This is a genomic window from Marseilla massiliensis (assembly GCF_023336985.1).
GTDB lineage: Bacteria > Bacteroidota > Bacteroidia > Bacteroidales > Bacteroidaceae > Prevotella > Prevotella intestinigallinarum.
On sequence record NZ_JAMBLP010000002.1, the window covers coordinates 110814 to 135604 of the forward strand.

A 24791-nucleotide genomic window follows, 5' to 3' on the forward strand; every position below is an offset into this window, starting at 1 on the left:
TGCACCACATGGCGGGTAAAATGATGCGAAAGAGGCTTTTTATATTTTTTTGCTTCCAAAATGATGCTAATATCGATAAAAATAAGTACTTTTGGCACGCCGTTGGGTGATTATCGACACCGAAGGCAAACACTTTCAACATCACAAACTCCAATCTGGAAATGGAAAAGATAGATAATCTTGACAAGAAGATATTGGGCATACTGTCGCAAAACGCGCGCATACCGTTTAAAGACGTGGCCGCCGAGTGCGGTGTGTCAAGGGCTGCCATACACCAGCGAGTGCAGCACCTGATAGACGACAACGTGATAACGGGCAGCGGGTTCGACGTCAATCCCAAGAGCCTGGGCTACTTCACATGCACCTATGTGGGCATAACGCTCGAGCGCGGAAGCATGTACAAAGACGTGGTAGAGCGCCTCAGGCAGGTGCCCGAGATAGTGGAGTGCCACTTCACCACGGGCCCTTACACCATGCTTGTAAAGCTATACGCGCGCGACAACGAGCAGCTCATGGACCTGCTCAACGGCCAGCTGCAGCGCATACCGGGCGTGGTGGCCACCGAGACGCTCATCTCGCTCGAGCAAAGCATCAAGCGCGAGATACCCGTGAAGGTAGACAAGGAGGGCGAATAAGCACTGCACATGGACCGCTTCGACATTGACGCACACCTCGAAAGCGCATACGCCGGCTTCCCCGAGGCCCAAGAGCGCCCCGTGATAGGCATCACGGGCAACTACGCCAGTCCTGAGTGCAAGCTGGCCGAAGGCTACTACAAGTCGGTGGTGGCCGCCGGCGGCACGCCACTCATCATACCTCCCGTGGCCGACACGGCCGCAATAATAAGTGCGCTCGACCGTGTGGACGCGCTACTGCTAAGCGGCGGGGCCGACATCAACCCGCTGTTCGGCGGCGAAGAGCCACAGCCCGCCCTGCACTCCATCAACAGCGAGCGCGACCTGCCGGAGCTGCTGACCATCCGGCTGGCCTACAACCGCCAGCTGCCCATGCTCGGCATCTGCCGCGGAATACAGGCCCTGGCCATGGCCCTGGGCGGAAGGGTGGAACAAGACATTGCGGGCAAGGCCACCGTGAAGCACTCGCAAGACGCCGACCGCAGCGAGCCCACCCACACGGTGAGCATAGCCGAGGGCAGCACGCTGCACTCAATATACGGCACGGACAGGCTGGCCGTCAACTCATTCCACCACCAGGCCGTGGCCGAGGCGGGCAAACGGTTCCGCGTGACGGCCACCGCCGCCGACGGAACGGTGGAAGCCATCGAGAGCAACGAGCTGAAGTCGATAATAGGGGTGCAGTGGCACCCGGAGTGCATGGCCGACGGCGACAGGCTGTTCGGCTGGCTCGTGGCCGAGGCGGCAAGCTACCGCCAGGCCCGCAAGGTGCACGACAGGGTGCTGACGCTCGACACCCACTGCGACACACCGATGTTCTTCGCCCAAGGGGTCGACTTCGGCAGGCGCGACCCGCGCCTGCTCGTCGACCTGCACAAGATGGACGAAGGGCGCCAGGACGCCACCATCATGGTGGCATACCTGCCCCAGCCGAAGCCGGGCGGGCGGTTTGCCGACGTCGTGCCGTTTGCAGCAGACAGCCCCGGGGCCTACGCCGACCTCATATTCGACAAGATAGAGGCCATGGTGGCGGACAACAGCGGCTGTGTGGCCATTGCCCGCACGCCGCAAGAGCTGGCCGACAACAAGCGCAGAGGGCTAAAGTCGATAATGCTCGGCATTGAGAACGGGCTCGCCCTGGGCACCGACACGGCCAGCGTGGCGCGCTACAGGCAGCGCGGCGTGGTCTATGTCACACTGTGCCACAACGGCGACAACGACCTGTGCGACAGCGCCCGAGGATGCAACACCCACGGAGGCGTGAGCCGGCTCGGCGCCGACATGATAGCGGAAATGAACCGGCGGGGGGTGATGGTCGACCTAAGCCACGCCTCGGAGCGCAGCTTCTACGACGCGCTTGACATGAGCCGGCTGCCCATAGTGTGCAGCCACAGCAGCTCGAGGGCGCTGTGCGACCACCCGCGCAACCTCACCGACGACCAGATGCGCGCCCTCGCGGCCAAGGGAGGGGTGGCGCAAACCACGCTATACCACGGCTTCCTGCGCACCGACGGCGAAGCCACGGTGCTCGACGCCATGGCACATCTGGAGCACGCCATAGCCGTGATGGGCATCGACCACGTGGGCATAGGCACCGACTTCGACGGCGACGGCGGCGTGAAAGGCTTCGAAAGCTCGTCGGAAGCCATCAGCTTCACACGCCGGTTGCTGGCCCGCCGCTACAGCGAGGCCGACATCCAGAAGATATGGGGCGGCAACTTCTTGCGTGTGATGGCACAGGTGCAGGCAGCAGCCGAGGCCTGACGCCGCGCCAAAGACAGTTGCATCGCGCACCGTGGCCAATGCTACGGAGCAGCCATACAACCAGAGACAACCCTAAGAATATGAGACAATACACCATGATATGCCTCATGCTGCTGGCCATGCTGGCAGCCTGCGGCAACAAGAAGAAACAGGCCGGCGACGCCGGCGATGGCGCCACACAGGCCGCCGGGCCACAGTTCAGCGCCGACAGCGCCTACGCCTATTGCGCCGCACAGTGTGCCTTCGGCCCGAGAACGATGAACAGCGCCGCGCACGACAGCTGCGGCAGGTGGATAGAATCTAAGTTCAGGCAGTACGGCATGGACGTCAGGCTGCAGCAAGCCACGCTGAGCGGCTACGACGGCACGCCGCTGAAGGCCACCAACATCATAGCCAGCTACAAGCCCGGACTGAAAGACAGGGTGCTGCTCTGCGCCCACTGGGACAGCCGCCCGTGGGCCGACAACGACCCGGACTCGGCCAACTGGCGCAAGCCGGTGATGGCGGCAAACGACGGGGCAAGCGGAGTGGCTGTGCTCATTGAGCTGGCCCGCCTCATCGGAGGGCATGACAGCCTGGGCATAGGCGTCGACTTTGTTTGCTTCGACGCCGAAGACTGGGGCACGCCACAGTGGAGCGACAAGCCCGACAACGGCGACTCGTGGGCACTGGGTGCCGCCCACTGGGCTGCAAACGCCGCCACCGAGGGCTACAAGGCGCGCTACGGCATACTGCTCGACATGGTTGGCGGCCGTGGGGCGCGCTTCTACCAGGAAGGCATGTCGCTGCAATATGCGCCCCAAGTGGTAGACAAGGTGTGGGCGGCAGCGGCCGGCCTGGGCTACGGAAGCTACTTCCCGACGGCAGCCGGCGGCATGGTGACCGACGACCACATACCTGTCAACGAAAAGGCCGGCATACCGACGATAGACATTGTGCCCTATTTCCCCGACTGCCCCGAGAGCAGTTTCGGGCCCACATGGCACACCCTGGCCGACAACATGGACAACATTGACCGCAACACGCTGAAGGCTGTGGGCCAGACGGTGGTGCAGGTGCTCTTCACCGAACAGTGAGCGGCCGGGCAGGCACGGCCCTGCCACAGCCCCATCGGTGTAAAAACATTTCGCCGCCACGACCCAGCAGCGCAACCAGCTGAGCCACAGTGCATTGCAATACGGGCCGTTTCAGTCTACAAAACGGCCCGCGCCATAGCGTCAAACGGCCCGTTCCGCAATACGGAACGGGCCGTTTGACGTTACATCAATGCCGCTGCCGCCACCCGGGCGCGGCCTTTGTAAACATCGGTTACCACCGCAGCAATCCAAAAAACTGCATCTTCAAAAGAATATTCCAGTATGTTTTATCCCTCAACGTTTAATCCACAAACCCGAGCCCTTGTAATCATTATCACTCAATACTTAATCCTTAATTCCCAAATCCCGGCCTTCCCCCAGCCTTAACACTTAATCCTTAACACTTAATACTAAACTTCCCCCTCTCATATCTGTCCGGCCTCGACCATCAGCACCACCCGCTCGGTGAGCCTGTCGGTGCCGTCGGGGTCGTACTCCTTGCGCAGGCTGGCCCCGAAAATAGACGAGAAAGCCTGCCAGAAGCCGGCGCGCATCGGCCCGAGAAACGCCTTGACGATGTCGTACGACGACGAGTTGCACTCGCGGTAGATGAGCTTTATGAGCAGCTTACCCTGCGAATAGGTGAGCTTTTTCATCTTCGGCTTATACTCTTGCACTATCCCTTTCTCCACCCTCTTCATGTGTTCCTCGCGCGATTTCTGGTCGGGCAGCGTCTCAAGATACTCATACGTCTCGAGGATAATCTTGTTGGCTTCCTTCGCTATGGGCAGCACCTTCTTGACATTGCGCACAAGCCGCATGTAAGCAGCGGCCTGTCGCTGGCTCTGGAACGTGAGTTTCGGATAGACGTAGACATTGTTCGTCTCCATATACAGGATGCTGTCGCCGGCGTCCATCACCTTGCCCACCTTCACCATCGGCACAAACGTAGGGCTGTCCATGGCGTCGAGCAGGTCGTCGGTCGTCGGCCTCTTGCCGTCGTCCTGCGCCTGCGCCGCTGCCGGGAGCATCATCCCGGCCATCATCATTGCTAAGAAAGCCTGTCTCATAACACCGGCAAAAGTAGCCATAATTTTCCGTCCGGCGAGCGACACACGGCAAATTTAGCATCTGCCATGCCCGAATTAAGAAAAATTACGGGTTGCGGCCCACGCCACGGGGCCCCCGGCCGGCGGCTGAGGCTTGGCCGCCGGCCACGCGGGGCGTCACATCCCCGACGGCGCCAGCTTGCGCCTGAGGTGCCTGTACAGCAACAGCATGCACGGCACGAGAAACATGTCGGCCGCCACCCAGGCCACGGGGTCGCCGTAGCAAACGCCAAGGAAGCCCAGCGCAGGCACCAGCCAGATGCTCACACCACACCGGGCCACCATCTCCATCACGCCCGACAGCATCGACAGGTTGCTGTAGCCCAGCCCCTGAATGCTGTACCTCAGTATGGTAAGCAAGCCCAGCACTGGGTAGAAATAGCACGATATGCGCATGTACATGGCCGCGTTGGAAATGATTTCCGTCTCGTCCGCGTCTACAAAAAGCATCATCATCTCCTCCGCCAGCGGCAGTATCAGCGCCAGGGTGGCGACGAAGTACACCGCCGTTATCTTGACGGCAGAGCGCAGTCCCATGGCTATGCGCCCCACGCGGCGCGCCCCTATGTTCTGCCCGCAGTAGGTTGCCATGGCCACCCCGATGTTTTCGAACACGCAGGTGAACAGGTATTTCACCCGCATCGAGGCCGTGAAGGCCGCCACATACACCGTGCCGAGCGCGTTGTTGGCGCTCTGCAGCATTATGCTGCCTATGGCCGTGATAGAGAACTGCAGCCCCATGGGCAGTCCGCTGGCCAGCAGCGATGCCGCCTTGGCCCTGTCGTAGCCCCGCTCGTCGGCCCACGGTATGAGCACGTCGAGCTTTCGCCGTATGTACGCATAGCACATGTAGGCCGATGCCGCCTGCGACATCATGGTGGCAAGACCCACTCCCTCAACCCCCAGTTTCATCCCTATGATGAACAGAAAGTCGAGTAGTATGTTGACCACCGATGAGAAAATGAGGAAGTAGAAGGGTTGCTTCGAGTTGCCAAGCGCGCGTATTAATCCCGCAAGAAGGTTGTAGGCGATGGTAAACGGGATGGCCGCGAACTGGAAGACAAGGAAGACATAGGCATCGGCGAATATCTCGGGCGGGGTGTTCACCATGCGCAATATGGGGCCGCAGAGGGCACATGTGACAGCCGTCATGGCCACGGCAATGACCGCCGCTATTCGCACGGCGTTGGCAACGTAATGGCGCATGGCCACAAAGTCCTTGGCCCCGAACGCCTGGGCCACCGGTATGGCGAAGCCGCTGCACGCCCCGTTGCAGAAGCCCATTATCAAAAACATGATCGAAGCAGACGCCCCGACGGCGGCAAGTGCACCCACGCTGACAAAGCGGCCTACGATGGCAGCGTCGATAATGAGGTACATCTGCTGCAGGATGTAGCCGCATACCAGCGGCACGGCAAACCTGATGATGCCGCGCGTGGGCGCCCCCACAGTCATGTCGTTAGTGTTACCCATACTGAAAACAATGCTCTTGTCGGGTGCAAAGTTACTCCGTTTTACGCATAGCGGGGCAAACGGCGCGTTAAACTTGTTGAAAACAAAGCGGGATGCGGCCCCCGGCCGCATCCCGCCCTCACAGTGTCAGCGAAGCGTTCACCGCGCTACATACTTCTTTCCGCCGCGTATGTATATGCTGCCCTTGGCCGGCCGCTCCACGCGGACGCCCTGCAGGGTGTACACGGCATCGTCGGCAGCGGCCTCGCCCGAGCCCACCTCGGTTATGGCATCGGGCGTTTCGGGCCTGTCGTAGGTGATTACGGGGCACACCGCCATCGAGACAGCATCGTCGACATTCTCGAACCACTGGCTCGTGCCGAGCGGATTGCCATACTCATCCTGGTCTTCCACAAGCTGCCATGTGGTGCCCTTCTGCCCCGGATTGCGCCTTACGCACGCCACGGCGATGTCGTCGGATGTGTAAGGCGGCTCTTCGAGCGAGTTGTTGGGCATGCCCTCGATTACCACGAAGAAGTCGCCCGTCACCTCGGCCGGCCTGTCCATCACGAAGGTAGTGGCAAGGAAAGTGTCGTCGGAATACCTTATCTCGCCGGCCTTCACCGATGCCGATGCTAGCGTCTCGCCCGGCTTGCCGTCGGCGTCGGGCCGGCGTATGCTCACGGTGATGTCGGCATCGGGCGTGACGGTGGTGTTAGAGATGAAGTAAACGTCCACGCTGTCTATCGTGGCCGGTGCCAGCGGTGCCTTGAAATGCTCGGCGAAAGCCGGCAGCCCGAGCCAGTTGGAGCCCGCATAGTTGCCGTAGAAGCCCAGCGAGAGCTTGGCCAGGCTGTTGCTCTCGCCTATCTCGAGGTTCCATACATACTGCGCCCCGCCGGCCTGTATGGCATACTGCATCATGTCGATGTCGGTGCCGGCGCCGTTGGTGGCCTGGAGCGCCACGCTGAACAGCCCTTTCCTGGTGTAAGTGACGGTGGGGTTGCGCTCGGCCGACTTCTCGGTGTCGGTGCCGTTGAACGTCCACAGCCACTCGGTTGGGTAGCCCCCGGACAGGTCGCGGAAGGTTACGGGCACCCCTGTAGGCACGAGCGTGCCCACGAAAGGCGACAGGTAGCCTTCTTCGGGCAGCCCTATGAGCGCCGACGGCTGCTCGGCCTTGACGTTGACGTAGCCCTGCCGCGTGACGGTGGATGTCGAAGTGCCGTCGCCCACGGTCAGGCTGACGCTGTAGGAGCCGGCCTCGGGGTAAGTGACGGTGGGGTTGCGCTCTGTCGACGTTGCCGGCACGCCTCCCTCAAACTCCCACAGCCACGAGGTGGCATTGCCCTGCGAGGCATCGGCAAAGCTCACCGAGTCGCCCTGGGCTATGTCGATTGACGAGCCCTCGGAGTCGTCGAGCTGCACCACCCTGAACCCGTCGATGAGCTGGGAGTCGCCCCCATTGCCCTTGTAATTGAACGAGAAGGTGACCGTCTTGCCCTCAACGCGGTCGAGCGGCAGGCGGAAGCGCAGCCACTTGGTCTCGTCGTAGGCCGACGTGTTGGCCCACAGGAACTGCTGCAGCAGCTGCACCGTGTCGCCCGTGGCCACGTCGGTGGCATACAAAGTCCAGCTTGCCTCGAAGAGCCAGACGGGAGAGAAGTAGTTGTAAAACTCGACACAGCTGTTCGGCCTGACGCTTATGGCAGGCGAAGTGACGGTCTCGTCGAAGTCGCTCTGGTTGTACTCGATGCCCAGCGAGAGCTTGCTGTCGGGGTCGATGGCGCCGAAGTCTATGCCCGACCCCATCGATGGCGTGAGCCTCCAGGTGTATTCGGGGTTGGTTTGCTCAAGCGTCCACGAGCCGAATTCGTCCTCAGAGTCGAATCCCTGGGTGTAATAAGGCTTGTAGGCATTGTCTGACGAGAATGCAGCCTGCAAGCCGTCGGCCTGTGCCATCAGCGGCACGGCAGCCATGATAAGAAGTAATGCTTTTTTCATAAGCGTTGTTTTATATGGATTTGAATATGCAAATATACGCAAAATAACGGCAAACAGCGATAAAATGAAACAAAATCTGCTCTGCAGCAAATATTTTCCAACAACCACGATATGGCGCGGAGGCCACAGTGGCCACACCCCGCGACGAGGCCCCGGCGGTGGTAACAAAACATGACAAAACCGGAATCCCATGACGCCGACGGCCAAACGGGCGCGCAACACGGGCCGTTCCGGGCTGCAAAAACGGCCGTTTGGCAGTGCCGGACGGCCCGTTTGGCAACCCGCAACGGCCCTTCGTAGCAACCACCTGGGCCTCAGCAACTTGGCAACATGCACGCAGACACGGCGCGGCGGGTAAAATATGCCGACACCAACGGGGCCGCCACAGCCACGGCCCGGCCCCGGCCGCGGCAACACATGGCCCACGCAGCGCCACGGAAAGCCCTCAGGCAGCCGGCATCAGGGCAGGCTGCAGGCCATGGCCCATAGCCTTAAATAATGTGAATTGTGGCATGGTTACGAAAGTTTAGCCTAAATTTGCACCGTAAAAACAATAATGCAATGAGCCTTACAAGGATAATAGGCAGGATGTTTGTGCCAAGGCAGAAAGAGCTCGAGCGGCACATCAGCGGCGGAGCAGACCTGCAACGACAGGTGTTGGAGCACCTCGTGGGCACAGCCAAGGACACAGAATACGGGCGCAACCACCTCTTCGGGGCCACACGAAGCTACGAAGACTTTGCACGCAACGTGCCCGTGAACACATACGAAGAACTGAAAGGCGACATAGACCGCATGCGCCACGGCGAGCGCGACGTGCTCTGGCCGGGCCGCGTGAAGTGGTACGCAAAGTCGTCGGGCACGACCAACGACAAGAGCAAGTTCATACCGGTGAGCCCCGACGGACTGCACGACACGCACTACCGCGGAGGCCAGGATTGCGTGGCCCTTTACCTGCGCAACAACCCGCACAGCCGCATGTTCGACGGCAAGGGCCTCATACTCGGCGGAAGCCATTCGCCCAACTACAACCTGCCCGGCAGCCTCGTGGGCGACCTCAGCGCAATACTCATCGAGAACATCAACCCGTTGGTGAACATGGTGCGCGTGCCCAAGAAACAGACCGCGCTGCTGTCTGACTTCGAGGTGAAGCGCGACCGGATAGCGCGCGAGACCATTGGCAAAAACGTGACAAACCTGAGCGGTGTGCCCTCGTGGATGCTCTCGGTGCTAAGCCGCGTGATGGAGCTCTCGGGCAAGCGGCACCTCGAAGAGGTGTGGCCGGGCATCGAGGTGTTCTTCCACGGAGGCGTGGCCTTCACCCCTTACCGCAGCCAGTACGAGCAGCTCATCACCTCGCCCGGCATGCACTACATGGAGACATACAACGCCAGCGAGGGCTTCTTCGGCCTGCAGGACGACCCGGCAGACAAGTCCATGCTGCTGATGCTTGACTACGGGGTGTTCTACGAGTTCATCCCCATGGACGAGTTCGGCTCCGACAACCCCACCGTGGTGCCGCTGTGGGGCGTGGAGACAGGGCGCAACTACGCCATGCTCATATCAACCACCTGCGGACTGTGGCGCTATGTGCTGGGCGACACCGTGAGCTTCACCCAGACAAACCCATACAAGTTCATCATCACCGGCCGGACAAAGTGCTTCATCAACGCCTTCGGCGAAGAGCTGATAGTGGACAACGCCGAGAGGGCGCTGGCCTACGCGTGCGACGAGACGGGCGCCGAGGTGACGGAATATACGGCCGCCCCCGTGTTCATGGACGGCCGGGGCAAGTGCCGCCACCAATGGCTCATCGAGTTTGCGCGCCAACCCGACGACGACGGACGGTTCGCACGGCTGCTCGACAAGAGGCTCCAGGAACTCAACAGCGACTACGAGGCCAAGCGGTTCAAGGACATAACGCTGCAGCACCTCGAGGTGGTCAGGGCACGGACGGGCCTGTTCAACGACTGGCTCAGGGTGAAAGGGAAGCTCGGAGGGCAGCACAAGATACCAAGGCTGAGCAACAGCCGCGACATCATAGACCAGCTGCTGCGCATGAACAGCACGGCGGCCAAGCACGAAACGACCACAAACGAAACTATCTGACATGGCCACCGACACACCGACACAACAACTACCGGGCACGGGCAAAGGCAACAGAGCAAGGCTGAGGCGAGCGGCACGCATGGCGGCCGCAGCCGCACTGCTGGCCCTGACCGTGGCATCGTGCGCCAGGATGGGCCAGCCCGACGGCGGATGGTACGACGACACGCCGCCACGGATAACCGGAACCTCGCCCAAAGACAAGGCTACCAACGTGACGGCAAGGAAGATTCACATCTACTTCGACGAATACATCAAGCTCGAAGACGCATCGAACAAGGTGGTGGTGTCGCCCCCGCAAGTGGAGATGCCGGAAATAAAGACGGCCGGAAAGGAGATAAGCATCGAGCTCAAAGACTCGCTGCGGCCCGACATGACATACACCATCGACTTCTCAGACGCCATCTCCGACAACAACGAAGGCAACCCGATGGGCAACTACACCTACAGCTTCTCGACGGGAGAGCGCATCGACACGTTCGAAGTGTCGGGCAATGTGATCGACGCCAGCAACCTCGAGCCAATCAAGGGCATACTCGTCGGGCTGTATGCCAACCTGTCTGACACCGCATTCACCACCACGCCGCTGCTCAGGGTGGCGCGAACCGACAGCCGCGGGCACTTCGTGATCAAGGGAGTGGCGCCGGGCACCTACCGCGCCTATGCCCTGCAAGACGCCGACGGCAACTACATGTACAGCCAGAAGAGCGAGATGGTGGCCTTCAACACCGACTCGATAAGCCCCTCGTGCGGCCCCGACATAAGGCAAGACACCATCTGGCGCGACTCGCTGCGCATCGACTCGATAATCAGGACGGGCTACACGCACTTCTATCCCGACGACATCGTGCTGCGCGCATTCTCCGTTCCGCTCACCGACAGATACCTCATCAAGACCGAAAGGCTGTCGCCCGAGAAGATTGGCATATACTTCAGCTACGGCAGCGACACCCTGCCAGTGATGCGGGGGCTGAACTTCGACGCCGAGAAAGCGTTCATAGTAGAGTCCACCGAGAAGCACGACACCATCACATACTGGATAAAAGACACTGCCTTGGTGAACAAAGACACGCTGCAATTCGCGCTCACCTACATGATGACCGACACGGCGGGAGTGCTCGTAAGCAACACCGACACCATCTCGGCAGTGCCCCGCATGTCGTACGAAAAGCGCATGAAACAACGCCAGAAAGAGTTTGAAGACTGGCAGAAGGAACAGGAAAAGGCCAAGAAAAAGGGCGAGCCCTACGACTCTGTGATGCCCCCGGCGCCGCTGGTGCCCAAAATCAGCGCCGGCACATCGCTCGACCCCGACCGCAACATTGCCATCGAGATGCCATCGCCGCTGGCACGGTGCGACACGGCGGCCATACACCTGTACTCCAAGCACGACACGCTGTGGTACAGGTCGCGGTTCGAACTGAGGCCCGTGCCGGGCAAGCTGAGGGCCTACACGCTGTTGGCCGAATGGCGGCCGGGCATAGAGTACAGCCTCGAAATAGACTCGGCGGCATTCGAAGACATCTACGGGCTGGTGTCAAACGCCTACAAGGCGGGCATCAGGGTGCGCGCCATGGACGAATACAGCTCGCTGACGGTGAACCTCACCGGCACGGCCGACACGGCCATCATAGTGCAACTGCTCAACGGGGCCGACGGAGTGGTGAAGCAAACGAAAGCCAGCGGTGGCTCGGCAGAGTTCTTCTACGTCAACCCGGGCACCTACTACCTGCGCGCTTTCGCCGACACCAACGGCAACGGGACATGGGACACGGGCGACTATCACGCCGGGCGCCAGCCCGAAACGGTGACTTACTATCCCAAGAAGATTGAATGCAAGGAGAAATGGGACGTGACCATAGGCTGGAACATGTCTGAGCTGCCCGGCAACCGGCAGAAGCCGATGGACATAACCAAGCAAAAGCCGGAACAGGAGCGCAAGCTGCGCAACCGCAACGCAGACAGGGCGCGCGACCTGGGCATAGAATACATAAAGCCGAACTAAGCGGCCCGGAATGACGGGCTCCCACGGCAACGGCACGGCCCTTGCCGCCACCGCACGCCGCCGCAGCCGCGCCGAAGGCCGGGAGCACAGCCATGACGTAGCCGGCGCCACTGCCTGTGGCAGCGGCAAAGCCATCAACGAAAACCAACAACAATGAGAAATATGAGACTGAAAGCTTTAGTGATATCACTGCTCATGGCAGTGAGCTTCGCGCCGGCGTCGGCCCAGTGCGGCATAAAGAACACGGCGTTCAAGTCGGGAGAGTTCCTTTACTACGACCTTTTCTTCAACTGGAAGTTCATCTGGGTAAAAGTCGGGACGGCATCGATGAGCACCGTCACGTCGAGATACGGCGGGCAGCAGGCTTACCGCGCCAGCCTGATAACCAGGAGCAACAACAAGCTCGACAAGTTCTTCACGCTCCGCGACACGCTACTGTCCTACTGCGCTACCGACCTGTCGCCTCTCTACTTCCGCAAAGGCGCCCGCGAAGGCGACAGATACTACGTAGACGAGATTTGGTACACCTATCCGCAGGGCAACTGCCACATGAAACAGCACCGGATAGAGAACGACGGGCGCCACGTATGGAAGCAGTCTGAATACCAAGACTGTGTGTACGACATGATGAGCATATTCCTGCGGGCCCGCAACTTCGACGTTTCCAAGTACAAAGTGGGCGACAACATCCCCATGCCGGTAAGCGACGCCAAGCGGCTGTCGAACTCCTGGCTCAAGTACCAGGGCAAGGAGACGTTCAAGATGGAGGGCAACAACGTGAAATACCGCTGCCTTGTCTTCTCGTTCATAGAGCGCGAGGACGGCAAGAACCACGAGTTGCTGCGCTTCTATGTAACCGACGACGCCAACCACATACCCGTGCGGCTCGACATGTTCCTCAGCTTCGGCTCGGCAAAGGCGTTCCTCCGCGGCTACAAGGGGGTGAAAAACCCCGTCACGTCGAGGCTCAACTGACTCCCGTGCCACCCTGCCGCCCCAACGGCCGTGAGCCCGCGGGGGAGCAACGGCGGCGGCCCGGCAGCCGGCCGGAAACGCAAAGAGGGGTGCATCCGCTGCGGATGCACCCCTCTTTGGGCAAATGCTGTCACTTAAGCTTGTCGTAGTCGGCGTCGGCAACAGGCTCAAGCCATTCGGTAGACGCCCCCTCTGCCGGCACGCTTATGGCCACGTGCTGGAACCAGCTGTCGGCCGCGGCCCCGTGCCAGTGCTTCACCCCGGCCGGTATGTCTACCACGTCGCCCGGCTGGAGCCTGCGCGCCGGCTTGCCCCACTCCTGATACCAGCCTTTGCCGTAGACGCAGATGAGAATCTGCCCGCCACCGTTGTGTATGTGCCAGTTGTTGCGGCAGCGCGGCTCAAAGGTGACGTTGCTCACCGGCAGACGGCCCTCGCCGTTGGCAAGCGGCGCAAGATAGCTCTTGCCGATGAAGTACTTGGCGTAAGCCGTGTTCTCGCCGCCCTTGGCGAATGGCAGCGGCTGCTCGCCCGCGAAAGCCTCGCCGTACACATCGGCAATGGCCTTAGAGGCCCTGTAGGCCGAGGCCTCGGCCCCGCGTGCGGCCAGCGTGAGCGGTATGGAGTGTATCTCGGCGTCGGAGAGCCCCATGTTGCGCGCCCCGTTGATGTGCGACCTGAGCTGCGGCTCGGCCCCCTCGATGCCCGACAGGGCGCTCACCGTTACCAGTTCGCGCTCGGCGAAGGTGAGGTTGTTGCGCGCGAAGATGTCGCCGAAGAGGTGGGCTTTGAGATAATAGTCGGTAGCGGGCGCGAACTTATAGTCGTATGGCTTGCCCGTCAGCTTTGTCTGCACCTCCGTGCCCTGCTTGAGGGCATCGTATCCTTCGGGCAGCGGGTCGGCGTCGCGGCCCTCTACGCTGGCCTTTCCGGCCTGCGCGCGCTCAGCCACCACGCGCTGCAGTGTGCCGAGGGCATTGAGACTGCGCGGGAACCCCGTGTAAGCGTAAAGCTGCGAAAGGGCCTCCTTGATGTCGTTTACAGTCACGCTGTCATCGAGCGCGGCCGAGATGGCCTCGCCCAGCAGGCCCTGTTCACCCCGGGCCTCAAGGTTTGCGATGGCGACAATGTGCTGCTGCCGCCTGTCAAGTACGTTTTCCATAACTCCGTTGTTTTTAGTCTGTGCGCCCGCCGTGGCCGTCACGATGGCTGCTGCGAGCACGGCAATGATTCTCTTAGCCTTTTTCATAATCGTATGTTTTAGCAGTTTGTGGGCCCGCAACGTCTCCGCCGGCCGCGCCGGGCCTTTCAATGGTGCAAAGGTAAGCAAAAAATGCGTGGCCGGCACAACCACAAACACTGATAGGTGTATGCTTTTTACAGATATTGCACTGCCCCGCGCGCCACGGCCGGCAACAGCCTCGCCCAGAGGCAGCGGCGGCCGCACAAGCCGCGGGCTTTGGCAATGGCGGGCGGCGACGCTGCGGCGGCACTGCTGAATGGGCCATACGGGGGGTGCGGAACGGGCCGTTTGGCAATACAAAACGTGCCGTTTCGCATTGCGAAACGGCACGTTTCACAACACACTGACAACCAGCGTGTTGCGGCATGCGGCCCGTAAGCCTTGGCAGCCGGGCGGTCAATACTTGAACGAACTGCCCCCGAGAAACTCGCGCAGCAGCGATGTCGACGGCACCTGGCGGTTGGGTATGGGCCTGATGTAGCGCAGGAACTTCAGCAGCCTGTACGCCTCGCTGTACTCGTCGGCGTTCTCAGGCACGAGCTCCAGCAGCGGCTCGGCCTGCGTCTTGAGCACGGCCAGCTCGAAAAGCATTGCCGTGTTGAACATGGCGTCGGCATTCTCCTGGTACGGGAAAATCCACTTGTTCTCGCCGGCCCTCACCGACGGCCACCGGCGTATGGTCTCGAGGGCCGACACCCCGCGGTATTTGTAGTCGCGGATGATGCGCCTCAGCAGCCTGTTGTCGGTCGTTGGGATGTAGTTGTGCGAATCGAGCAGGATGGTGGTCAGCGCCGATGCGTAGACGCGATAGATGAGCGGGTCGGGTATTTTCGACGTGAGCTCGGGGTTGAGCGCATGTATCCCCTCTACCACGAGCACCTCGTTGCCCTCGAGCCTCAGCCGCCTACCGCTGCGCTCGCTGCGCCCCGCCTGGAAGTTATACTTTGGCAGCTCCACCTCTTCGCCCCTGAACAGCGCGTTCAGCTGCTCGTTGAGCAGGTCGAGGTTGAGCGCATGCAGGTGCTCGAAGTCGTATTCGCCACTCTCGTCCTTGGGCGTCAGCTCCCGGTCTACGAAATAATCGTCGAGCGATATGGGCACCGGGTGCAGCCCGTTGGCCAGCAACTGTATCGAAAGGCGCTTGCATGTGGTGGTCTTCCCGCTCGACGACGGGCCCGCGATGAGCACCATCTTCACCCCGCGGCGGTCGGCAATGTCCTCGGCAATGTTCACTATCTTCTTCTCCTGCAGGGCCTCCGACAGGGTGATGAGCTGCGTGGCCATGCCCTTGTCGGCAGCCTCGTTGAGGTCGCCGATGGTTCTCAGCCCCAGTATCTGCTGCCAGTGGTGGTGCTCCTTGAATATCTCGAACAGCTTGTCTTGCTTGAGGAACTCGCCCAGCTTCGACGGGTCGTCCATCGACGGTATGCGCAGCAGCAGCCCGTCAAAATACTTCTCCAGCCCGAACAGGTGCAGGTAGGCCGTGTTTGTAAGCACCGTGCCATAGTAATTGTCGTAATACCCGTCAATCTCGTAGTACGTGGTGTACAGGCGCCCGGTGCTTTCGAGCAGCTTGACCTTCGACTCCGAGCCCAGCTTGCGGAATATCTCGATGGCCTCTTCCGTGGTGCTCTCGTGGCGGTGGATGGGCAGCGCCATGTCAATTATTTCCTGCATGCGCGCCCGCAAGCGGTCTACGTCGTCGTAAGTGATGTACCGCCCGATGTTCAGGTCGCAGTAGTAGCCGTTCGACACGGGTATGTCTATATACACTTTCCCGTCGGGATAAAGGTCGTGAACAGCCTTGCAGAGCACGAAAAAGAGGCTCCTGACGTATGCCCGCCACCCCGATGTGCACTTAAGCGAGAGGAACTCGACGTCCTTGCTGTTGTAAACGCGGTAATGCATCCCCTCAACTCGGTTGTTCACCTTGGCGCTCACAGGGCCATAGTCCATTTCGAGCCCAAATTCATCATATACCTCAGAAAGTGTGCTTCCGATGCGAATGTTTTTTGTTTTTTTATTATTTTTGCAACGGATTTGTATCATCTGTTCCATAACAATGGCCTTTTGGGATTAACGTTTGTAAAGTTACGCCGTTTTCCCGACATGACGCAATATCGCGAAACAAATTATATTAAAATATGTCGATTTGGATTTTTTTTAAGATTATCGGGTCCCTCGCACTGCTCATCTACGGAATGAAGGTCATGAGCGAAGCCCTGCAGAAAATGGCCGGGTCGCAATTGCGCCACATTCTGGGCACAATGACCAAGAACCGCGTTACCGGCATCATCACCGGAATGTTCGTCACGTGCGCCGTCCAGTCCTCATCAGCCACCACGGTGATGACCGTCTCGTTTGTCAATGCGGGCCTGCTGACCCTCGCCCAGGCCATCTCGGTCATAATGGGGGCAAACATCGGCACGACGCTGACGGCCTGGATAATGAGCCTCGGGTTCTCGTTCAACTTCACCAACGTTGTATTCCCCGCATTCATCATAGCCATACTGCTCATCTACACCAGGCGCCACAGATACCTCGGCGACTTCCTTTTCGGCATTGCCTTCATGTTTTTCTCACTCGCAATGCTCAGCGAGACCGGCGCGGCCATGGATCTCGGACACAACGAAGAGCTGCTTCGCTTCTTCAGCTCATTCGACACAAGCAGCTATATCACCATCGTCATATTCTTGCTCATAGGAACCCTGCTCACGTGCATACTGCAGTCGTCGGCCGCCCTCATGGCCATCACCATGGTGCTGTGCTCGAGCGGCGTGCTGCCGGTGTACCTCGGGATAGCCCTTGTCATGGGAGAGAACATCGGAACCACGGCCACCGCCAACCTTGCGGCGCTCGGGGCCAACACCCAGGCGCGCCGCGCCGCCCTGGCCCACCTGGTGTTCAATGTGTTCGGCGTGTTCTGGGTGCTGTGCTGCTTCTACCCCTTTGTCGACGCGGTGTGCAGCTTCGTCAACTACGACCCGCTCTCGGGAAGCACCGACCCGGTGAAACTCTCGGTGGTGCTTGCCGCGTTCCACACATCGTTCAACGTATGCAACACGTGCATACTCGTGTGGTTCATCCCGCAAATAGAGCGACTTGTGTGCTTGATGATAAAGCCACGGGGAACCGACGACGAAGACGAGTTCCGCCTGCGCTACATCGGCGGCAACGCAATCATGAAGACACCGGAGCTCTCCGTGCTCGAGGCGCAGAAGGAAATACAGGCCTTCGCCGAGCGCATACAGCGCATGTTCGGGTTCGTGCGCGAACTCCTCGGCACGCAGAACGACGCCGACTTCAACAAGCTATTCAGCAGAATAGAGAAGTATGAGGGCATTAGCGACAACATGGAGATAGAGATTGCCAAGTACTTGGACAGCGTTAGCGACGCCCACCTGAGCGACGAGACCAAGGCAAAGATACGGGCCATGCTGCGCGAGATATCCGAACTGGAAAGCATCGGCGACAGTTGCTACAACATAGCCCGCACAATCAACCGCAAGATGGCGGGCAAAGAAGACTTCACCGAGCGCCAGTACGAGCACCTGCACCAGATGTTTGAGCTCACCGACGACAGCCTGACGCAGATGAACGTGCTGCTCACGGGGCGCAAGGACAACTTCGACGTGAACCGTTCGTTTAACATCGAGAACGAGATAAACAACTACCGGAACCAGCTAAAGAGCCAGAACATCAACGATGTGAACAACCATGAGTACACTTACGCCATCGGAACGATGTACATGGACATCGTCAGCGAATGCGAAAAGTTGGGCGACTACGTTGTCAACGTGGTGGAAGCAAGGATGGGCACACGCCAGAAAGACGCGTAACGGAAGGAACCCGACGCCGCCAAGCAACATCAGGAACATGCTGCCGCGCACGGCTCTGGCCGTGTGCATGGCCCTTATGTGCGTGCAGCTGCGCGCACAGACTACCATCATCGGGCGCACGCTGACCACCAGCGAAGGCTTTCCCGACAACAACATACGATGCATCGCCCAAGACGAAGACGGCTTCATGTGGTTCGGCTCCATGTATGCGCTGTACAGGTATGACGGTTACACATACTCAAAATACGTGCCGACGGAGCGCGGCGACACGCGCCTGCTGTCGGCGCGCCACATAGAAGACATCAGGCAATGGCGCGACGGGCTGCTCTGGATAAGGCAGCACGGCAACTTCTACACTGCCTACGACTGCCGCAAAGGCAAGTTTGTAGACTACACCGGATGCGGTCTCTACGGCCTGTCGTTCAGCCACGCCACGATGAACGCCGACGGAAGCATCACCCTTGAAGACGAAAACAACGGCACGGCAACGGTTGCCTACAGCGGCGGGAAGTTCACCTACAGGCGCAACCCGGCCGGCAAAGGCGCGCCGCGCCGCAGCAGCAGGGGCACATTGGCAGACAACAAAGGCAACCACATAAGGTTTACCGCCAACGGAGACGTGGTGTACACCGACGCCAAGACAGGCAAGACGTTCACACTGAACGTATATCCGAAACTGCTCATACAGTCAAACCTCAGCCCGAGGGTAAAGGTGGTGTCGCAAGACAACGGCCTGGTGTGGATATCGACATACGGCAACGGGCTACACCTGTACGACAAACGGACGGGCCAGCACACCCACATCACCAAGGACGACAGCCGGAAACTGATAGGCAGCAACTTCATAATAGCACTGGCCGAAGACCGCAACGGCAACATCTGGCTAAGCCAGGAGCGGCAGGGAGTGGCCTGCCTGAAGGCCACGCAGAGCAACTTCAGGGTGATAAACCTCAACGCCGACGGGCAGCGCGACCGCTCCAACGAGACAAGGATGCTAAAAAGGCTGCCGGGCATAGGCATTGTGGCGTCAAACAACGCGGGCAGCCTGTTCGCCATCGAGGGCATGCAGCCAAGGCAACTGCGCCAGACGGACACCATAAGGTACATCTCCGCCGCCACGGGACCGGCCGGCGAGATGTGGATCGGGACGAAAAACGACGGCCTCATGGTAGGCGCGAAAGCCTACCGCCACACCCCCGGCAACCCGGCATCGCCGGCTGCCAACCGCATCGACTGCGTGCTCAGAGACCGAAAGGGGCGAATGTGGCTGTCAAGCCTCGAGGGATGCGTAGACCTTGCCGTGCCCACAGCCGGCGGAGGCATGGCCTTCCGCCACGTCATTGGGCCCGACAAAAAACTTGACGCCCGCAAGATGGCACTCGACAACAGGGGAAACATCGTGGTGGCATCAAACGACCGGGTGGTGTGCTTCAACCCCGACAGCATACTGACAGCCCCCGGCCGCATCGCCGAGACATGGCTCAAAAGCGGCGCCAAGGACAACGCCGTGCTGTGCCTGCTATGCGACGGCAGAGGGAACACATGGGTGGGAACCGACGGCAACGGCATCTACAGGCTCAGCCGAGGCCGGGTGGCAGAGCGAATAACCGTGGCCGACGGGCTCGCCAGCGACGTGGTCAAGGCCATCACGGCCGATGCTGCCGGCAACATCTGGGCCGCAACCATCGACGGATGCTCGGTGATAAGGCCCGACGGCACCATCGACAACATGCATTTCGGCACCGACCACCTGCTCAACACATTCAACGAAGACTGCGCCGCAAGCCTGGCCGACGGCAGGGTGATGCTCGGCTCGATGGCCGGGATTGTGGTGGCAGGCCCTGCCGCCGCCGCGACAGCCGAGCCCGGGCAGCCTATGCCGATGGCGCTGACGCAGGTGCTCGTCAACGGGTCGCCGCTGACCGGGCCGCCCCCGGCTGCCTTCGGGCGTGACGGAGGCCCCGAACTGAGGCTCGACCACGACCAGAACACAATAACGCTGCGCTTCTCTGACTTCAGCTACGGCATGGGAAGCCAGCAGTCAAGATACTCTTTCTTCCTCGAAGGCTACGACAGCCGGTGGAGCGAATGGTCGCCCATGAACATCGCCTCCTACCGCGACCTGCCCACGGGCCGATACACCCTCATGGTGAAGGCGTCGGGTTCAGGCACGGCCATCAGGCTGCCGGTGGTGGTGGCGCCGCCCCTGTGGGCCACGCCATGGGCCATTGCGCTATACATCATTGCGGCGGCAGCTGTGGCCTTCACCGCCTTCAGCCACCTGCGCACGGTCTACAGGCTGCGCCGTGACATAGCCATGGAAAAACGGCTCACCGACTTCAAGATTAAGTTCTTCACCGACATATCCCACGAATTCCGCACCCCGCTGACGCTCATCAGGGGCAACGTCGACGCCATGAGGCAGTCGGCCGACTTCCCAAAGGCGCTCAAGCAGTCGGCCGACAGCCTGAAACGCAACACCGACCGCATGATGCGGCTCATCAACCAACTGCTGGAGTTCAGGCGGATGGAGGAAGACAAGCTGCAGCCCTCACTCGAAGAGACCGACATCGTGGCCTTCCTCAGGGCCATTGCCGACTCGTTCCACGACGCGGCGGCCAACCGCGGGCTGTCGCTCGGCTTCATGCCGCAGGCAAGGCAGTGCATGGTTTACATAGACAGGGGCTTCGTCGACAAGATTGTCTACGAACTGCTGCAGAACGCAATGAAGTATACTCCGCGCGGAGGGAGCATCACACTGCGCACGGGAACCGACGGCAAGCAGCTCAACATATCGGTGGAAGACACGGGAATAGGCGTGCCCGACGACAAGCGACGCGAGATATTCGAGCGCTATGTGCACGGCAGGCACGACCGGGCCAGCCTCGGCATCGGCCTCAATTTCGTGGCGGCGCTGGCCAAGGCCCACCACGGCAGCATTGAGTGCAGGCCAAACCCGGGCGGAGGCACGGTCTTCACGCTGTCGGTGCCGGCCACGGCCGACGCCTACAGCCCCACCGACTTCATGGACAGGGGCACGGCAACGGCCACCGACGACGACACCATGCAGCCCGGGTTCCGGCCCACGGACAGCGCCGTGGCGGGCATGCCGATGAACAGTCTGCGCGTGCTCATCGTCGACGACGACGACGAGATGTGCATGTTCCTCAGGCAGGAGCTCGGCAAATACTTCATTACCGACGTCGCCTCCGACGGACAGGACGCCATGGACAAGATAAACGACCGGCGCCCCGACCTCGTGATAAGCGACGTGATGATGCCGCGCGTCGACGGCTTCGGCCTGACACGGTGGCTGCGGGCCAACACCGCCACCGCCGCCACGCCCATAATACTGCTCACGGCGCTCGATGGCGAAGACAAACGCTACCAAGGGCTGCAGACAGGGGCCGACGCCTACATTGCCAAACCGTTCAGCATGAGGCTGCTCGTGATGCAGTGCCGCAACCTGCTCATGCGCGTGGCGGCCGCCGCGGCCGCCGCCGATGACAACCGCGACGGCGCCGCACGGCTGCCGGAGGTTATCACCGACGAGGCCGACAGCCGCCTGCTCAAGGCCATCGGCGTATACATCGACTCGCACCTGGCCGACCCCGGCCTGTCGGTAGACAAGATTGCCGACGCCATGAACTACGGTCGCTCGAAGTTCTACGACAAGGTGAAGCACCTCACGGGCAAGACCCCAAACGACATCATACGCGAGAAACGGCTGCAACGGGCCGCCGAACTGCTGCGCGACGGCAGCATAACCGTGGCCGAGGTGGCCTACCAGGTGGGCATGTCGAGCCCGCAATACCTGTCGGTATGCTTCAAGAGGCGCTTCGGCATGAGCCCCACGCAATACCAGGGCGGGGGCAGCAACACCGGGAATGGCGGCCGGTGAGCCACCGGCGGGCCGAGGCAGCAAAACACCCTGAACGTCAGCACATTGCAAAACGGGCCGTATTGCAATGCAAAACAGCCCGTTTGACAATGCAAAACAGGCCGTCCGGCAACCCCGAACGGCCTGTCTTGCATCTTCACCCTTTGCCGGCGCCACCCCGGCCACGCCAGCCCCGCATCACACCGGGCCGCACAAGCCACGCCCAAACGGCCGCGCCCGCGGCCACGGTCACTTCTCGCGGCTGTCGCGCAGCGCATGGTCGGCACCCACGTCGGCACCCTCCCAGGCCCTGAGCGACGTCCACTTGCGGTGGGGGCCGCGCCAGAAGGCATCGTCGGCAGGCAGGCCCAGCGGCAGGAACACGGCCATGCACATATACTCGCTGCCCGTGTTTATATACTTCTCGCCCATGCGCGGCTGGCTGCCGGCAAAGCCCACGCGCAGCCATCCGCCGCTGTCAAACGTGCCGGGAGCACCGGCCTGCCGCCTTATCACGGCCGTCAGCGCGGGGCCCGCCTGCGAGGCCAGCCCCCGGGGCAGCACACCCATGAGCGCCGCCTGGGCCAAGGCGTGGAACACTCCGAAGCGATAAGTGATTGAACGGCCCACCACCGGGTATGTGCCTTCGGGCGAAATGAGGCGCTCCAATATGGCCGACTGCCTCACCAGACGCCTCACCTGGCGGTCGTAGACAGGGCGTGAGGCAAGGCCGTGGCGCACCATCACGCCGAGCACATCGGTGAGCATGGGGTGGATTACTATGCTGTTGTAATAGTCGAAGTGAAACTCCGCCCCGTCGCCAAACCACCCGTCGCCCTTATACCACCCGTCGTTGACAAAACGATTGACGCCATAGCACAGCCGTGCCGTGTCGCAGCGTCCGGTAAACTCGAGCAGCGCCGCCTCGACGGTCGAGGCAAACAGCAGCCAGTTGGTCTCGTTTGGCTTCACCGTGCGCGTGCGTTCCAACTCGGCCACAAGGCGCCGCCGGGTCACGCTGTCGAGCCTGAGCCACACCTGCCGCGGCGCCCGCAGCAGGCCCTGGGCCAGGAACGCCGCGTCGACAAGCGACTGGCTGATGCCCCGACCGAACGTCAGGTAGTCGGGCGACGACGGGTCGACTGCCCGGCGGAGCCCCTCGGCCACCATGCCGAGAAACTCGCCGCGCAGCCTTCCCTCTGCCGTCGAGTCGGCACCCAGCTCCAGCCACGGCGCCATGCCGCACAGCGTGCGGCCCACGGCCTCAAGGCGCGAGGCCACGCGGCGCGCGGGGTCGCGGCTGACGCTCTCGAACGGCATGCTGTCGTTGAGCGTGGCGCGGCTCAGGTTGGCCCACACAGGGCGGGCAATGCGCACCATCGTCGACACCCAAAGGTCTCTGTCGGCCTCTTGGGCCAGCGCTGCCGCCGCCAGCCACGAGGCCAGCAGCAGCGCAACAATCCTAACCCTGCCCATCAATAACCTTTTTAAGCCTCAGCAATGCCTCTACGAAGTAATAGTCGGCGTAGGAAAGCGGCGCATCCACCTCGGAGCGCTTGTTCATGTTTCCCACACTGTGCATGAGCACAAAACAGCCGTTACGGCCCGGTTCGGCCATGTAGCGGGGCGACGACAGCGAGCGCAGCTGGGCCACGCCGTAGTCGAGCCACCGGCTGCTGTCGGCGCTCTTGTCGAGCGTTGACAGCTCGATGAAGGCCGAAGCCATGATTGCCGCCGCCGACGCATCGCGGTAAGTGTCGGGCCGGCCGGGCGCGTCGAAATCCCAGTATGGCACCTTGTCGGCAGGCATGTCGGCCACGCCGGTGATGTAGGCGGCCACCCTGCGGGCATGGTTGAGGTAAGCCCTCACGCCGGTCTCGCGGTACATCATGGTGAATCCGTACAGCGCCCACGCCTGGCCTCGCGCCCACGCCGACTCGTCGGCATAGCCCTGGTGGGTGTGCTTGGCGTTTGGCTTGCCCGTGAGCGTGTCATACGACACCACATGATAAGAACTGTAGTCGCGCCTGAAGTGGTTGGCCATGGTGGTGTTGGAGTGCCTCCGCGCCAGCGTGTCGTAGCGCAAGTTGCCCGTTTCCTTTGCCATGAACTCAAGGAACTCAAGGTTCATCATGTTGTCTATTATCACCGGGAACTGCCATTTGCGGCTCGTTCCCCACGACTGTATGGCCCCCACGCGCTCATTGAAGCGCCCGGCAAGGTTGCGCGCGCCCTCGGCCATCACGTCAAGGTAATGCCTGTTGCCCGTCAACCGGTAGCCGTTGCCGAAGCTGCAGTAAAGCATGAAGCCCAGGTCGTGGGTGTTCTTGAGCCGCTTGGCAGGCTCTACGCGCGCCGTAAACTTCTCGGCCAGCGCCCGCAGGGTGTCGTTGCCGCTGTAACCATACAGCAGCCACAGCGTGCCGGGGTAGAAACCGCATATCCACGACTTGTATCCCGCCATGCGCACCCGCCTGCCTGTAAACGTGCGGGGCAGCACGCTGTCTTTCACTTCGGCCGTGCGCCCGAGGGCGATGCACTGCCGCTCGGCCACGGCCAGGCTTCGGCTTATCATCTGCTGCAGGCTTTCCTGTTGCCCGCACAGGGCCGGGCTCACGGCCGCGAGCATCACGGCGGCCGTGGCTGTGGCCCGTTTGGCGGCCCCGGCAACCGCAGAAGCCACGGCCGCCAGGGCTTTTGAGT

General features: G+C 61.1%; 15 protein-coding genes. 8 read left to right on the top strand and 7 right to left on the bottom strand.

Annotation, left to right across the window (positions count from 1 at the left end; all coding sequences use genetic code 11):
* Positions 1-161: 161 nt before the first annotated feature.
* The 3 genes from M3089_RS01840 to M3089_RS01850 all read left to right on the top strand — a co-directional run bounded on the left by M3089_RS01840 (position 162) and on the right by M3089_RS01850 (position 3475).
* Positions 162-635: an Lrp/AsnC family transcriptional regulator gene (locus M3089_RS01840; protein WP_205107048.1), complete on the top strand. Its 474-nt coding sequence runs from the start codon at positions 162-164 to the stop codon at positions 633-635.
* Positions 636-644: 9 nt separating this feature from the next.
* On the top strand, positions 645-2399 hold the full coding sequence (locus tag M3089_RS01845) for a membrane dipeptidase (RefSeq protein WP_249081428.1): 1755 nt from the start codon (positions 645-647) through the stop codon (positions 2397-2399).
* Positions 2400-2479: 80 nt separating this feature from the next.
* Positions 2480-3475, top strand: a complete 996-nt coding sequence (locus M3089_RS01850; RefSeq protein WP_205107044.1) for a M28 family peptidase — start codon at positions 2480-2482, stop codon at positions 3473-3475.
* A gap of 425 nt (positions 3476-3900) precedes the next feature.
* Here the strand turns inward: M3089_RS01850 and M3089_RS01855 are convergent, their stop codons facing one another.
* From M3089_RS01855 to M3089_RS01865, 3 genes are all read right to left on the bottom strand, one after another.
* A complete protein-coding gene (locus M3089_RS01855) occupies positions 3901-4545 on the bottom strand; it encodes a DUF4294 domain-containing protein (RefSeq protein ID WP_249081429.1) in 645 nt (214 codons plus the stop codon).
* A 156-nt stretch (positions 4546-4701) separates the two neighbouring features.
* Entirely contained in the window at positions 4702-6057 is a 1356-nt protein-coding gene (locus M3089_RS01860; RefSeq protein WP_249081430.1) for an MATE family efflux transporter, read from the bottom strand.
* A 138-nt stretch (positions 6058-6195) separates the two neighbouring features.
* The gene (locus M3089_RS01865; RefSeq protein WP_249081431.1) at positions 6196-8040 is read right to left on the bottom strand and encodes a PKD domain-containing protein; all 1845 of its coding nucleotides are present in this window, start codon (positions 8038-8040) and stop codon (positions 6196-6198) included.
* A 561-nt stretch (positions 8041-8601) separates the two neighbouring features.
* Between M3089_RS01865 and M3089_RS01870 the strand changes: the two genes are divergently transcribed.
* The 3 genes from M3089_RS01870 to M3089_RS01880 all read left to right on the top strand — a co-directional run bounded on the left by M3089_RS01870 (position 8602) and on the right by M3089_RS01880 (position 13126).
* Positions 8602-10149 carry a GH3 auxin-responsive promoter family protein gene (locus tag M3089_RS01870; RefSeq protein WP_249081432.1) on the top strand — a complete coding sequence of 516 codons (1548 nt, stop codon included), beginning with the start codon at positions 8602-8604 and terminating at the stop codon, positions 10147-10149.
* Position 10150: 1 nt separating this feature from the next.
* Positions 10151-12151 carry an Ig-like domain-containing protein gene (locus tag M3089_RS01875; protein WP_249081433.1) on the top strand — a complete coding sequence of 667 codons (2001 nt, stop codon included), beginning with the start codon at positions 10151-10153 and terminating at the stop codon, positions 12149-12151.
* A 162-nt stretch (positions 12152-12313) separates the two neighbouring features.
* Positions 12314-13126 (top strand): DUF3108 domain-containing protein, encoded by an 813-nt coding sequence (locus M3089_RS01880; protein ID WP_394802233.1) that lies wholly within the window; start codon positions 12314-12316, stop codon positions 13124-13126.
* Positions 13127-13256: 130 nt separating this feature from the next.
* Here the strand turns inward: M3089_RS01880 and M3089_RS01885 are convergent, their stop codons facing one another.
* Both M3089_RS01885 and M3089_RS01890 read right to left on the bottom strand, forming a co-directional pair.
* Positions 13257-14375, bottom strand: coding sequence for a carboxymuconolactone decarboxylase family protein (locus tag M3089_RS01885; protein WP_239483427.1), 1119 nt, complete (start codon positions 14373-14375; stop codon positions 13257-13259).
* A 390-nt stretch (positions 14376-14765) separates the two neighbouring features.
* Positions 14766-16427: a nucleoside kinase gene (locus tag M3089_RS01890; RefSeq protein WP_249081434.1), complete on the bottom strand. Its 1662-nt coding sequence runs from the start codon at positions 16425-16427 to the stop codon at positions 14766-14768.
* An 86-nt stretch (positions 16428-16513) separates the two neighbouring features.
* On the opposite strand from M3089_RS01890, the gene M3089_RS01895 reads away from it, so the two are divergent.
* Positions 16514-18208: a Na/Pi cotransporter family protein gene (locus tag M3089_RS01895; protein WP_249081436.1), complete on the top strand. Its 1695-nt coding sequence runs from the start codon at positions 16514-16516 to the stop codon at positions 18206-18208.
* A gap of 37 nt (positions 18209-18245) precedes the next feature.
* Entirely contained in the window at positions 18246-22109 is a 3864-nt protein-coding gene (locus M3089_RS01900) for a hybrid sensor histidine kinase/response regulator transcription factor (RefSeq protein ID WP_249081438.1), read from the top strand.
* 228 nt (positions 22110-22337) lie between these two features.
* On the opposite strand, the gene M3089_RS01905 is transcribed toward M3089_RS01900, so the two are convergent.
* Together M3089_RS01905 and M3089_RS01910 are read right to left on the bottom strand one after the other, a co-directional pair.
* Positions 22338-23564: a DUF2264 domain-containing protein gene (locus M3089_RS01905; RefSeq protein WP_249081440.1), complete on the bottom strand. Its 1227-nt coding sequence runs from the start codon at positions 23562-23564 to the stop codon at positions 22338-22340.
* On the bottom strand, positions 23551-24717 hold the full coding sequence (locus M3089_RS01910) for a glycoside hydrolase family 88 protein (protein ID WP_249081593.1): 1167 nt from the start codon (positions 24715-24717) through the stop codon (positions 23551-23553). The genes M3089_RS01905 and M3089_RS01910 overlap by 14 nt, the downstream gene beginning before the upstream one ends.
* Positions 24718-24791 lie beyond the last annotated feature (74 nt).